Below are 12,471 nucleotides of genomic sequence, written 5' to 3'. Positions count from 1 at the left end.
ATGACTAACGCAACTAAGCAAAAGCAGGGCGGTTTCCTCGCTGGAACTGCAAACTACCTAGACGAGCGTGTCGGACTCGGCACGGTGGTGAAGGGATTCGGTCGCAAGATCTTCCCTGACCACTGGAGCTTCATGCTTGGAGAGGTCGCACTCTACAGCTTCGTGATCCTTGTGCTGTCAGGAACCTTCCTGACTTTCTACTTCCAGCCATCCATGGCGGTAGTTCACTACGAGGGTTCTTACGCGCCACTCAAGGGCGCTGAGATGTCAATTGCCTACGCTTCCAGCCTGGACATCAGCTTCGATATTCGCGGTGGTCTTCTGATGCGCCAAGTGCACCACTGGGCTGCCTTGCTATTCGTTGCTGCAAGCGGATTGCACATGCTTCGCGTCTTCTTCACCGGAGCGTTCCGCAAGCCTCGTGAGCTGAACTGGCTCGTTGGATTCATGCTTTTCATCCTGGGTATGGCTGCAGGCTTCACTGGCTACTCGCTTCCAGATGACCTTCTCTCTGGAAACGGTCTGCGAATCATCGACGGAATGATCAAGGGCATTCCGCTAATCGGTCCTTCGATTTCGTCCGGACTTTTCGGCGGAGAGTTCCCTGGCACTGAGATTGTGGCCCGCCTGTACAGCCTGCACATCATGATTGTCCCAGGATTGATCATTCTGTTCATTGCTCTGCACTTGATGATGGTTGTGCTACACAAGCACACTCACTACTCGGGTCCTGGCCGACGTGACGACAACGTTGTTGGTTACCCGCTGATGCCTGTTTACGTTGCCAAGGCTGGTGGATTCTTCTTCCTAGTCTTTGGTGTGATCATGGCAATCTCTGCAACCTTCACCATCAACCCAATTTGGAACTACGGTCCTTATGACCCAAGCCCAGTTTCTGCTGGAACTCAGCCTGACTGGTACATCGGTTGGCTCGACGGTGCTCTGCGTTTGGCTCCAAGCAACTGGGACGTAGCAGTATTTGGTTACGTACTTCCATTCGGTGTCTTGGTGCCACTGGTTGTGTCCCTAGTATTCCTGGCTCTTGTCGCCGCTTACCCATTCCTCGAGGCATGGGTCACCGGTGACAAGCGTGAGCACCACGTTCTCGACCGTCCACGCAACGCTCCAACTAGAACCGCAATTGGAGCTGCTGGTGTGACTTTCTATGCAGTTCTATGGGCTGGTGCATCCACTGACTTGATCGCGATCAATTTCCAGATGTCACTGAACCAGGTGCTGACCACCATGCAGATCTTGTTGCTGGTAGGCCCTGTGATTGCTTACTGGGTTACCAAGCGCACCTGTCTTTCACTACAGCGCAAGGACCGCGAGATGGTCCTGCACGGTCGCGAGACTGGTCGCGTGGTCCGCTTGCCTCACGGTGAGTACATCGAGCTTCACGAGCCACTTGACAAGTACGAGTTGTGGAAGTTGGTTGACTTCAAGGACTACCAGCCAACGCTGCCTCGTCCAAACAAGGACGGCAAGATCTCGATCGGAGCTCGAGTTCGCTCTGCTCTATCCAAGATTTACTTCGAAGACCGCATCGCACCGGTAACTAAGGCTGAGTACGAGCTTGCACACGCCGAGCACGCTCCAGCAGTTGAAGAGGCCCCAAAGCCAAAGCGCAAGCCAAAAGCTGTGGCAGCTGCCAAGAAGTAGAGCTAATCAAAAACTAAACCCCTTGGAAATCCCAAGGGGTTTAGTTTTTTACAAGACCTTTGTCATTAGAACGTGTTTGTCGTCGACCATTGGGCCAGGCACGAATCCTGCCTTTTCAAACATGCTTTTTGGGCCGCGATAGCCATGACTTAGAAATTCTCCGCTTGCCAAAGGGGCGGCGCTAACAGCTCTATAACCGTGGTTGGGTAAGTCTTTTAGTGCGAAGCTGAGCATCTTGGTTGCCACTCCCCTGCCCTGAAACTCTTCATCCACTACAAAGCAAATGATCGCGGCGGCATCTTCTTGGTCTCCGGGTAGCTCAATAAAGTTCTTGAAGCTGTTTGCTGCCATCCAGCCGATCACTCGATCGCCAGTCAGAGCAACATAACCCTGCATGGTTCCGTCTGCTAAACGATCACACGCGCGGGTCCGATTGACTTCACCTACAGAGCTGGGATCTGCATTTTGCTCCCTGGTGTTCAAATAGAACTGGCAATAGCAACCTTGCCACTGAGGCTGTGATTTGAATGCAGGCCCATCCATGAATTCCAAATATGGCCCTAGTTCATCAAGGGTCAGTCTTCTAATCTCAATCACCCTTGAAGGCTACCGCCAAAAAAGCAATAGACCCCGAGCAAGATAGCTCGAGGTCTATTTCCTAAAGTGGAGATGGGGGGAATTGAACCCCCGTCCATTGCAACGTTTGTGGCGCTTCTACGGGTGTAGCTTCAATCTACGTTCTACTCGACCCCGGTATTTGTCTGAAGCAACTACACCGACAGGCCCAGTCAAAGTGCAAAGTCCCGAGGGAACCTTTGACGCATTCCCCCAGCAAGATTTCTAAATGACGTCTGGGTCTAAGTTGAAATCAGACTTAGTCAGACGGACTTCGGGGCTAGCTTAAGCAGCTAGGGCGAAGTCGGCGCGCTTTGTATTGGCACCTATTGGTTTGAACACATCGTTTACGAGATAAGTGCTCATCCTCGACCCGCTTCCTCCACGCATCACTACAGTGTCGAAACCGATCATCCCCATGTTTAGTTACTTTGTATCAATCTGGACTTCGCCAGGTTCAAAAGGATAACACCGCAATCAACCGCTTTGTTACGCGTTCTGGTAATTCTCAACTAACTCTGAGGTTGTCAACACCTGAGCGAACTCACCATCGAGATTAGCGGCGCTCATCGCCATTACCTCGGTCCCAGTGAACTCCCGATCGCCTAGCTTTACCGGAAATGCACTAGTGGCATCGATTACAAACTCAACCTTGTAACCGAGGTTGCCCGCCATTCGAGCAGTGGTCTCGCAACAGTAGTTGGTGGTGAAACCACAAATAACCAAAGACCTGAAGTTTCTTCTTGTCAGCCACAGGTGGAGGTCTGGAGTGCCATAGAACGCGCTGTTCACACTCTTATGTATCACGGCATCACTTGGGCCTGATAAGTACTCCTCAAGCTCATTACCCGCTCCCCCGGGGGCAAGTGGTGAGTTGGGGTTTGCAGAGTTGTGCCGCACCAAGACCACCGGCCACGATTTGGATCTAAAAAGCTTGACCAAAGCTTAGACGTTTGAGTGGACCTCTGGGTTAGCAGAAAGCCCCCAGTAGCTCTGGTCTCGAAATCCCTTTTGGACGTCGATTACCAGAAGAACTGGGGGCTGTCGCAATTTCTAGTGCGCGTGCGCGTAGCGGTCGTACTCAAATACGAAGCCGACCACAGCAATAATTGCGAATGGCAGGGCGATAAAGAACATCCACCAACCCACAGCCAACGAAGCAAACGCGATTGCCGCGGAAGCACCGAGAACCAGTGGCCACCAGCTATAAGGGCTGTAAAAACCGACCTCACCGGACTCGTCTTCGATGTTTCCGTCTTCGCGGTCCTCTGGCAAAGTTGCGGTTCGCTTCAGTGAGCTGTTGAGGTAGTAGGCGATGAACAGAGCCAAAATGACCAGCAGGGCCATTGCAGCAGTACCGATCGGCTCCACGTAGCCCCACTCAAGCTGGGTCCAAATCGCGTAGGCAATATCGGCAATAGTGAAGTACGCCGCCATTACAAGCAGGATGACAATGTTCGACTTCATTAGATTCTGCCTTCCTTGGCATAAGACGCCTTAGCCTCTGGAGACGCGTACTCAGGGTGGTTTAGGTCAAATGCCGGAGACTCTGAGCGAATGCGAGGAATCTGGTGGAAGTTGTGTCGTGGGAATGGAGACTCAGTAGCCCACTCCAGAGAGCGTCCGTAGCCCCATGGGTCCTTCAGGCCTACCATGGTTCCCTTTCGAGCGGTGATCCACACGTTGAATAGGAAAGGAATCATGGATAGAGCCAGGATGACTGCACCCAATGTGGAAACGATGTTCATCTCCGTGAAGCCATCCTCTGGTAGGTAGGTGGCGTAACGACGTGGCATACCCATGACTCCAAGCCAGTGCTGAATCAAGAACGTGGTGTGGAATCCGATGAACAATAGCCAGAAGTGAATCTTTCCTAGGCGCTCATCCAGCATCTTTCCGGTGAACTTTGGCCACCAGAAGTAGAAACCTGCAAACATTGCGAACACCACGGTTCCAAACACTACGTAGTGGAAGTGGGCAACCACGAAGTAGCTGTCCGAAAGGTGGAAGTCAAGAGCTGGGGAGGCCAGGATTACACCGGTCAAGCCACCGAAAACGAAGCTGACCAAGAAGCCAAGCGCCCAGAGCATTGGAGTCTCGAATGAGACCGAGCCGCGCCACATTGTTCCAATCCAGTTGAAGATCTTCACTCCGGTTGGAACAGCGATCAGCATTGTGGTGAAGGCAAAGAATGGGAGTAGCACTTGACCGGTGACGTACATGTGGTGCGCCCACACGGTCATTGACAAAGCTGCAATCGCGATCGTTGCGTAGACCAGGGTCTTGTAGCCAAAGATTGGCTTGCGGCTAAAGACCGGGAAGATTTCAGACACGATTCCAAAGAATGGCAACGCAATGATGTAAACCTCTGGGTGGCCGAAGAACCAGAACAGGTGCTGCCACAGCATCGCGCCACCGTTTTCTGGGTCAAAAATGTGAGCACCGAACTTACGGTCAGCTCCAAGTGCAAACAGTGCTGCCGCAAGTGGAGGGAAGCACATGATGATCAGGATTGAGGTGACCAGGGTGTTCCAGGTGAAGATTGGCATTCGCCACATAGTCATGCCTGGGGCGCGCATCGTGATGATGGTTGTAATGAAGTTCACGCCACCCAAAATGGTTCCGAAACCGCTCAAGGCAAGACCGAAGACCCACAGGTCTCCACCGATGCCTGGTGAGAAGGTGGTGTTAGAAAGCGGTGCGTAAGCGAACCATCCGAATGATGCAGCTCCCTGAGGAGTGAAAAAACCGGAGACTGCAATCAAAGAACCGAAGTTGAAGAACCAATAGGCAATTGCGTTCAGTCTCGGGAAGGCTACGTCAGGTGCACCGATCTGGACCGGCATAAGGACGTTTGCAAAACCAGCGAACAGCGGGGTTGCAAACATCAGAAGCATGATTGTGCCGTGCATCGTGAACAGCTGGTTGTACTGCTCCTTGGAAGCAACGATGTCGAGGCCTGGAAGAGTCAGCTGAGCACGAATGATCAGGGCCATGACGCCACCGATCAGGAAGTAGATGAACGAGGTGATCAGGTACAGGTAACCGATCTTCTTGTGGTCAGTGGTGGTTAGCCAGTCAACAAGAAGCTGACCCTTTGAACGCTTTGGAGCGAGAGAGCCTGGCTGGATTCTGGTTTCAGTTAACGTTGCCATGTTTATTCCTCTGAATCAGTTCTCTTGCTTGGGTCGCCACCTGGGAGGTTCTGGTTTCTGTCGTACTCGCCCGACAGCTGCCCTACGTTGCCCGCAGCTGCTAGCGCCTGCATTTGAGCTTCGTACTCGGCCTCAGAAACTACCTTGACGTTGAAAAGCATCATGGAGTGATACTCACCACAGAGTTCAGCACACTTACCAACATATGTGCCCTCCTTGAGGGGAGTGAAATACATGTGGTTGGTCTGACCTGGGAACATGTCCTTCTTGTACAGGAAGTCCACCACCCAGAAGGAGTGAATGACATCGCGAGCGGTCAAATCAATCTGAACCGTCTTGCCAACTGGAAGATAAAGGGTCGGAAGAGTTTCCATGATGTTCTCTTCGTCTCCGGTGAACTGAGCCTGGATGCCCGAGAAGTAAACGTTGTCGTTTACATAGTTGAAGTCCCAGCTCCACTGCTTACCGATTACCTCGATAACCACGTCTGGGTTCTCGGTCTTCGCCTCGATGGCTGCCATGTCACGAGCCGTGAAGGCAAAGAAGCCAACCACCATGATCAATGGGATAACCGTGAACAAAGTCTCAATTGGCATGTTGTAGCGAAGCTGCTGGGGCATGCCGGTCTCGCCCTTGCGGCGACGGTAGACAATCAGCGCCCATGCCATAAGCCCCCAGGACAGTGCACCAACAGCTAGCAGCACGATCCAAGAGGTGTTCCAGAGGTGGATGATGCGGTCCGTGTGGTTGGTTACTCCCCAAGCGTCGGGCAAAAAGCCTCGCTCAAGCTCTGGGGAACAACCGGTGAGCACTAGAGCTGCTGCGGAAGCCAACGCTAGGGCCGAAAATCGGCGGCGAATCTTAGACAAGTGAGACATCCTTCTTGGGCTGCAGACGGTAAAAGTCTAGACCCAAAACTCTCTAGTTTCAGGCGTTTCGCACCGATTTAGCTGAAGGAATCTCCACATGCGCAGGTACCGGCAGCATTTGGATTGTCGATGGTAAAGCCTTGTTTCTGGATTGAGTCCTCAAAATCAATCGAAGCGCCATCCAGGTAAGGAACGCTCATCGGGTCAACGACCACCTCAACGCCATCAAAGGCAACGATTGCGTCGGCTTCTTCAACCTGTTCGTCAAAGAAAAGCTGGTAGATCAGACCTGAGCAGCCGCCTGGCTCAACAGCCACTCGCAAGCGCAAATCGTCTCTACCCTCTGCGGTAAGCAGATTCTTCACCTTCTCAACCGCCGTTGGGGTAAGTACTACACCGTGTGCCTGTGACATGTTTCCTCCTGTTGCCTACAAGTTTAACTAGCTGCGACGCATCTGATTCCCAGCGAGCAGTAGCAGCGCTTCTGCGGTGATTGCTCGCTTGAGGGTTGGAAGATGTTGGGACTCATTTGGAGAGTGAGCCCTGGAATCGGGGTCCTCGACGCCAGTGACGAGAATTTCTGCCTCTGGGAATACTGTCGCGAATTCTGAAATAAACGGGATCGAACCACCGACACCGATCTCGACTGCGGGCTCAGGCCAAACCCTTCCCAAAATTTCCTTGGCGAGTTCGGCTGCCCAGCCCTGCTTGGCAAAGTATCCAGGACCTTGCTCGGAGTGACCAAACTCGATGTGCGCTCCATAGGGCGCATGTGCCACTAGGTGCTCACGCAGCATGGCAAGGCCGTGATTTGGGTCCTCACCGGGAGCTAAACGCATCGAGATACGAGCAGTGATTTGTGGCTGAGCAGTGTTCGAAGACGTGGCAACCGCCGGGGCATCCAAGCCGATGATCGTGATCGCAGGAGCGCCCCAGTTTTGCTTCAAAAGTGAATAGGTGCCGATACGTTCAACGCCATCAAGTAGACCTGCCTGCTCCCTGAAATCAGCATCTGAGAACGGCAGCTCCGCGACATCAACGGTTTTGAGGCCAGCCACGGCAACATTTCCGGCCTCATCGTTGAGCGTTGCCAAGAGCTTCACCATGGCGGTCATCGCGTCTGGGAGTGGACCGCCAAACATTCCAGAGTGAAGTGCGTGATCCATCGTCTTGAGCGTGAAGGTCTGCGAGACCACGCCGCGAAGGGTGCTGGTCAAAGCAGGAGTGTCGATTGACCAGTTGCCGCTATCGGCGACAATGATCAAATCAGCCGCGAGCTCTGCCCGATTGTCTGCCAGGAAGTTCGAGAAGGACTCGCTACCGGCCTCTTCTTCGCCCTCGATAAACAATGTAATTCCCAGGTTCACGTCTCCGGCCAACTGAGCAAGGGATTTGAGCGCATAGACGTGGGTAATTACCCCAGCTTTGTCATCGCTGACACCGCGACCATAAAGCCTCTCCCCCTTCAGGGTGGCCTGAAATGGCTCACTCTCCCAGAGCTCTGGATTTCCTGGTGGCTGGACGTCATGGTGGGCGTAGAGCAGAACATGAGGCGCGTCGTTCTTGGCCGCCCTGCGCGCGAGGACTGCGGGAGAGCCAGGTTCGCCATTTGGCTTGAGTGCGGTTCTGATTTCTACAAAGTCAAATAACCCAGTCGCAGAAAGTAGATTCTTCACTGCTTCAGCGGAACGATTCAGATTGTTCGGGTCAAAGCTTGGCCAAGCAATTCCCGGAATCTTGACTAACTCCCCAAGATCCCCAACCGCAAGTGAGAAGTTTTCTTGAACAAAAGATTCAACTTTGGCTTGCAGTTCGCTGGAAACCGAGACTTTAGAGAATGTCATGGCGATAATCTAGTCGCAGATCTCGAGAGGTTCCGCATGTCAGAAACCAATTCATCAGCCGGCAAGGGTAGACCCACTCCCCCGCGCAAAGTTAGCGAGCAAGCGCGCAAGAAGCCTTTGGTTGGCGATCGCAGCAAAGAGGCTCGAAAGGCCCAGCGCGAGAAGCTCCGCGAGGAGCGCCAGAAGGCTAGAGAAGGCATGATGGCCGGTGACGAACGTTACCTGACCTACCGCGACAAGGGCCCGCAGCGCAAGTTTGTTCGCGACCTAGTAGATGCCCGATTCACCGCGGGAGAAATGGTCCTTCCGGCCATGTTCCTTGTCGTCCTCACAACCTTCATCGATAGTTACGAAGTGCAACTGATTTCGCTGTTTGCCATGTGGTCGCTGTTTCTCGTTGTTGCATTCGACGCCTTCCTGGTCTCCCGCTCAGTCAAGAAGCGCGTTGCCAAGAAGTTTGGTGCCGACAAGGTAGAGGGCGGACTGGGTTGGTATGGCGCGATGCGCTCGATCCAAATGCGTTCGCTAAGGATTCCAAAGCCACAAGTTTCGAGATTCGCAAAAGTCGACTAGTCAGTTAGGGCAGAAAATGAAGCATCGCTACCTTGGTAACTCCGGCCTGAAAGTCTCCGAGCTGATCTACGGAAACTGGCTCACCCACGCTTCTCAAGTTGCCGAGGAGCAGGCAATCGCAACCGTGAACGCAGCCCTTGAGGGTGGTATCACAACTTTCGACACTGCAGACGCCTATGCCAATCAAGCAGCTGAGGTAGTCCTTGGCAAGGCACTCAAGGGTCAGCGCCGCGAGGGAATTGAGATTCTTACTAAGGTCTACTGGCCAGTTGCAGCAAAGGGTCCGAATGACTGTGGCCTCAGCCGCAAGCACATTTTTGAGTCCATCAACGGTTCGCTGCAACGCCTGCAAACCGACTACGTTGACCTCTACCAGGCACACCGCTTCGACTACGAAACTCCGCTTGAGGAAACCATGCAGGCTTTTGCCGACCTGGTACGCATGGGCAAGGTGCTCTATGTCGGAGTATCCGAGTGGAATGCAGAGCAGATTCGCGCTGGGCAAAAGCTCGCCTCCGAGCTGGGTTTCAAATTAATCTCCAACCAACCTCAGTATTCGATGCTCTGGCGCGTAATCGAGGCCGAGGTGATTCCCACCAGCCTCGAGCTTGGTCTGGGGCAGATTGTTTGGTCACCTATGGCACAGGGTGTGCTAACTGGAAAGTACTTGCCTGGGCAACCAGCTCCAGAGGGTTCGCGCGCTGCTGACCCTGCAATGTCTTCAATCGTTGAGAAGTTCATGGGCGAGGCCACCCTAACTGCGGTGCAAAACCTTCGCCCGCTAGCCGATGGACTCGGACTGACCACGGCTCAGTTTGCGCTTGCTTGGGTCCTGCAAAACAAGGCCGTCTCAGCTGCAATTGTTGGAGCATCCAGGCCGGAGCAGATGAAGGACAACCTCGGCGCTTCAGGCGTTGAGATTCCAGCTGATGTCATGGCCAAGGTCGACGAGGTCCTAGACGGCCTCTACATGACTGACCCGAGCCTGACTAAGTCTCCGTCAGAGCGTCCCTGCTAGTCGATTTTTGCGAGGCGGGCAGGCCAAAGCGGTCCGTTATAAATGAAGCCGGTGTACCCCTGAACTAGGTCAGCCCCGAGCGAAACTCGAGCCTGAACTTCGATCCTGGTGTTTACTCCGCCCACCGAAATGACGCAGTAGGAGCGGTCCAATTCTTGCCGGATAATGCGAAGCATCTCCAAAGACCTAGAGCGCAAAATCGGCCCGGAAAGTCCGCCCGCCTCAGCCAACACGGCTGGATCGGCCTTCAAATTTCGGCCGATGGTGGTGTTCGCGGCTATGACGCCTGCAAGCTTGGTGCTCTTGACCATGTGCAGAATGTCAATCAAGTCTTGGTCGGCAAGATCTGGAGAGAGCTTTAGAAGCACTGGCTTTCCTGAGGCATTTTCGATTGTGGCATCCAAAATCGGCCTCAGTGCTTCAACCTGCTGCAAATCTCTGAGCCCCGGAGTGTTAGGTGATGACACGTTCACCACAAGGTAGTCAGCATATGGGGAGAGCGCCGCGGCAGCCATCTGGTAATCCTGGTAAGCAAATTCGGCCGGAGTGTCCTTGTTTTTACCTATGTTCACACCGATCACAGGTAGGTTGTCACTACTCTCGCGCAACTTCTTGAGGCGCTTGGCAATTACCTCTGCACCATCATTATTGAAACCCATGCGATTTATCAGAGCCTTGTGCTCTGGGAGTCTGAACATTCTCGGCTTTGGGTTACCAGGCTGGGGCCTTGGTGTGACAGTGCCAATCTCGACGTGCCCAAACCCCAAGGCATGCATGGGTTTGATCAGCTTTGCATTTTTATCAAAGCCCGCCGCGAGTCCAAATCGATTTTCAAAGAGAATCCCCATCACCCTGATGTCTCTGGGCTTCCTGGGGGCCCGAAGAACTCCGACTGCAGCTAGGAACTCGAGAACCGCGACCACCAGGTGATGCGCAACTTCTGGGTCGAGACGCTTGAAAAAGACGTTGAAGAGTGCGCGATAGATCATTCGGCCCTCAGGCTCTCAATCGCGTTTTCAAAATCATCAAGTGAATCCCAGGCCTGATAGACGCTCGCAAATCTCATGTAGGCAACATGGTCCAGGTTGCGAAGCGGATCGAGAATCGCTAGACCGATGTCCTGAGCCTCAATCGATGCTGCCCCGGTGGCACGCAGAGTCTCCTCGACCTGCTGAGCCAGCAAAGCCAGGTCGGCATCGGTAACAGGCCTACCCTGACACGCCTTGCGAACACCACTGACGATCTTGTCTCTTGAAAAAGGTTCTGTTACGCCCGAGCGCTTGGTAACCATCAGGCTCGCAGTCTCAACTGTCGTGAATCGCTTTTGGCACTCTGGACACTGACGACGACGTCGAATCGACGAACCATCATCCGAAGTCCTCGAGTCGATTACTCGAGAATCTGAATTTCTACAAAATGGACAGAACATCAGCGATCCTCTCTGATCGAAGCTGCGGTGCCGTGCGCGGAGAGACCCTCGGTATGAGACAAGATCTCTAGCTTGCGAGAAATCTGGGCCAGCGCACTCTTCGAGTAGGAGATCACCTGCTGCGGTCTCAGGAATGTGTGCACCCCAAGACCTGGGCCAAACTTTGCCTGCTGCGAGGTTGGCAACACGTGGTTGGATCCTGCAAGGTAATCACCCAAGCTCACGGGAGAAAAGTCACCGATAAAAAGCGCCCCAGCGTTGGTGATTCGCTGGGCAACCTCTTGAGGTCTCTCAGTCTGAATCTCAAGGTGTTCGGTGGCATAGTGATTCGCCACAGCGATGGCCGCCTCTAAGTCCTCCACCAAGACCAGCGCGGACTGTTCCCCTGCGAGCGAGATTGCAGCTCGCTCGCGGTTGTCGGCCATGGCAAGCTGACGGTCAACCTCCCGAGAAACGCTGTCAATCAACTCCCTCGAGTCGGTGACCAAAACCGCTGCGGCGTTCTCGTCGTGCTCGGCTTGGGAAATAAGGTCGGCGGCAACGAAAGCTGGATTAGCTGTCTTGTCGGCGACGATCAGGATTTCGGTGGGACCGGCCTCAGAGTCGATTCCGATTTTGCCGCGCAATAGACGTTTGGCGGTGGCAACATAAATATTTCCCGGTCCGGTAACCATCGTGACTGGATCCAGGCCTATTTCCGAAACCCCGTGCGCAAAAGCAGCTACCGCACTGGCACCACCGATGGCATAGACCTCATGCACCCCTAAGAGCTCAGCGGCGGCGAGAATGCTCGGGTGTGGTAGCCCGTCATATTCCGCCTGAGCTGGGGAGGCAATTACGATTCGTGGGACGTTGGCAACCTGAGCCGGAACCACGTTCATGATCACGCTGGACGGATAGACAGCCTTGCCACCGGGAACATACAAACCGACAGAATCTACCGGTACGTAGCGCTGAGTGACATTGGCACCATCACCAAGTTCGACGCTCACCTCCGTTGACACAACTGCAGCGCTAACGCGACGAACTCTCGTAATTGCCTCTTCGAGTGCAGCGACAAGATCTGGCGCTGTGTTTTCTAGCGCGGAACGAAGCTGTTCACGTGAGACCTTGAACGATGCCGGCAACACGCGATCGAACTTCTGGGCATGGTCACGAAGGGCTGCCTCCCCGAGGGTTCTAACCTCTTCGCAGATCGTCCAAACACTCGCCTCAATCGCTGAGTTGTTCTGGACTGTGGCCCTGGGAATCAAAAGATTCACCCGCGAAGATGTAATCGGGCCCGTTAGTTCTAAAAGCCGCAATC

Annotated in this window: 13 protein-coding genes and 1 other RNA gene; 3 read left to right on the top strand and 11 right to left on the bottom strand. The window is 53.8% G+C overall.

Annotation, left to right across the window (positions count from 1 at the left end; translation table 11 throughout):
* The gene (locus tag OO713_RS02780; protein ID WP_264786165.1) at nt 1–1,662 is read left to right on the top strand and encodes a cytochrome bc complex cytochrome b subunit; all 1,662 of its coding nucleotides are present in this window, start codon (nt 1–3) and stop codon (nt 1,660–1,662) included.
* A 48-nt stretch (nt 1,663–1,710) separates the two neighbouring features.
* Here OO713_RS02780 and OO713_RS02775 read toward each other — a convergent pair whose 3' ends face one another.
* From OO713_RS02775 to OO713_RS02740, 8 genes are all read right to left on the bottom strand, one after another.
* Entirely contained in the window at nt 1,711–2,259 is a 549-nt protein-coding gene (locus OO713_RS02775; protein WP_264786164.1) for a GNAT family N-acetyltransferase, read from the bottom strand.
* Nucleotides 2,260–2,323: 64 nt separating this feature from the next.
* Nucleotides 2,324–2,695, bottom strand: a transfer-messenger RNA (tmRNA) gene (ssrA, locus tag OO713_RS02770).
* A gap of 71 nt (nt 2,696–2,766) precedes the next feature.
* The gene (locus tag OO713_RS02765; RefSeq protein WP_264786163.1) at nt 2,767–3,219 is read right to left on the bottom strand and encodes an isochorismatase family protein; all 453 of its coding nucleotides are present in this window, start codon (nt 3,217–3,219) and stop codon (nt 2,767–2,769) included.
* 111 nt (nt 3,220–3,330) lie between these two features.
* Entirely contained in the window at nt 3,331–3,744 is a 414-nt protein-coding gene (locus OO713_RS02760; RefSeq protein ID WP_264786162.1) for a cytochrome c oxidase subunit 4, read from the bottom strand.
* Nucleotides 3,744–5,432, bottom strand: coding sequence for a cytochrome c oxidase subunit I (gene ctaD / locus OO713_RS02755; RefSeq protein ID WP_264786161.1), 1,689 nt, complete (start codon nt 5,430–5,432; stop codon nt 3,744–3,746). The genes OO713_RS02760 and ctaD overlap by 1 nt, the downstream gene beginning before the upstream one ends.
* Nucleotides 5,433–5,434: 2 nt before the next feature.
* A complete protein-coding gene (gene coxB, locus OO713_RS02750) occupies nt 5,435–6,301 on the bottom strand; it encodes a cytochrome c oxidase subunit II (RefSeq protein ID WP_264786159.1) in 867 nt (288 codons plus the stop codon).
* A 77-nt stretch (nt 6,302–6,378) separates the two neighbouring features.
* Entirely contained in the window at nt 6,379–6,714 is a 336-nt protein-coding gene (gene erpA / locus OO713_RS02745) for an iron-sulfur cluster insertion protein ErpA (protein ID WP_264786157.1), read from the bottom strand.
* Between the two features lie 27 nt (nt 6,715–6,741).
* Nucleotides 6,742–8,145, bottom strand: a complete 1,404-nt coding sequence (locus OO713_RS02740) for a M20/M25/M40 family metallo-hydrolase (protein WP_264786156.1) — start codon at nt 8,143–8,145, stop codon at nt 6,742–6,744.
* A gap of 36 nt (nt 8,146–8,181) precedes the next feature.
* Here OO713_RS02740 and OO713_RS02735 point away from each other — a divergent pair, with 36 nt between their 5' ends.
* Both OO713_RS02735 and OO713_RS02730 read left to right on the top strand, forming a co-directional pair.
* Nucleotides 8,182–8,718, top strand: a complete 537-nt coding sequence (locus OO713_RS02735; protein WP_264786155.1) for a DUF3043 domain-containing protein — start codon at nt 8,182–8,184, stop codon at nt 8,716–8,718.
* A 16-nt stretch (nt 8,719–8,734) separates the two neighbouring features.
* Complete coding sequence (locus OO713_RS02730) at nt 8,735–9,736, top strand: aldo/keto reductase family protein (protein WP_264786154.1); 1,002 nt, start codon at nt 8,735–8,737, stop codon at nt 9,734–9,736.
* Here OO713_RS02730 and OO713_RS02725 read toward each other — a convergent pair.
* Genes OO713_RS02725 through hisD form a run of 3 tightly spaced genes read right to left on the bottom strand, consistent with a single transcriptional unit; the run spans nt 9,733 to nt 12,427 of the window.
* Nucleotides 9,733–10,725, bottom strand: a complete 993-nt coding sequence (locus OO713_RS02725) for a quinone-dependent dihydroorotate dehydrogenase (protein WP_346659311.1) — start codon at nt 10,723–10,725, stop codon at nt 9,733–9,735. The two genes, OO713_RS02730 and OO713_RS02725, sit on opposite strands and share 4 nt — an antisense overlap.
* Nucleotides 10,722–11,165: a transcriptional regulator NrdR gene (gene nrdR, locus OO713_RS02720; RefSeq protein WP_264786153.1), complete on the bottom strand. Its 444-nt coding sequence runs from the start codon at nt 11,163–11,165 to the stop codon at nt 10,722–10,724. Before nrdR ends, OO713_RS02725 begins: the two co-directional genes overlap by 4 nt.
* Entirely contained in the window at nt 11,165–12,427 is a 1,263-nt protein-coding gene (gene hisD, locus OO713_RS02715; RefSeq protein ID WP_264786152.1) for a histidinol dehydrogenase, read from the bottom strand. Before hisD ends, nrdR begins: the two co-directional genes overlap by 1 nt.
* Between the last annotated feature and the right edge of the window lie 44 nt (nt 12,428–12,471).

The organism is Aquiluna sp. KACHI24 (assembly GCF_025997915.1).
In the GTDB taxonomy this organism is placed as follows: Bacteria; Actinomycetota; Actinomycetes; order Actinomycetales; family Microbacteriaceae; genus Aquiluna.
The sequence above is the reverse complement of the archived record's forward strand: the minus strand, read 5'-3'. Positions and strand labels throughout refer to the sequence as shown.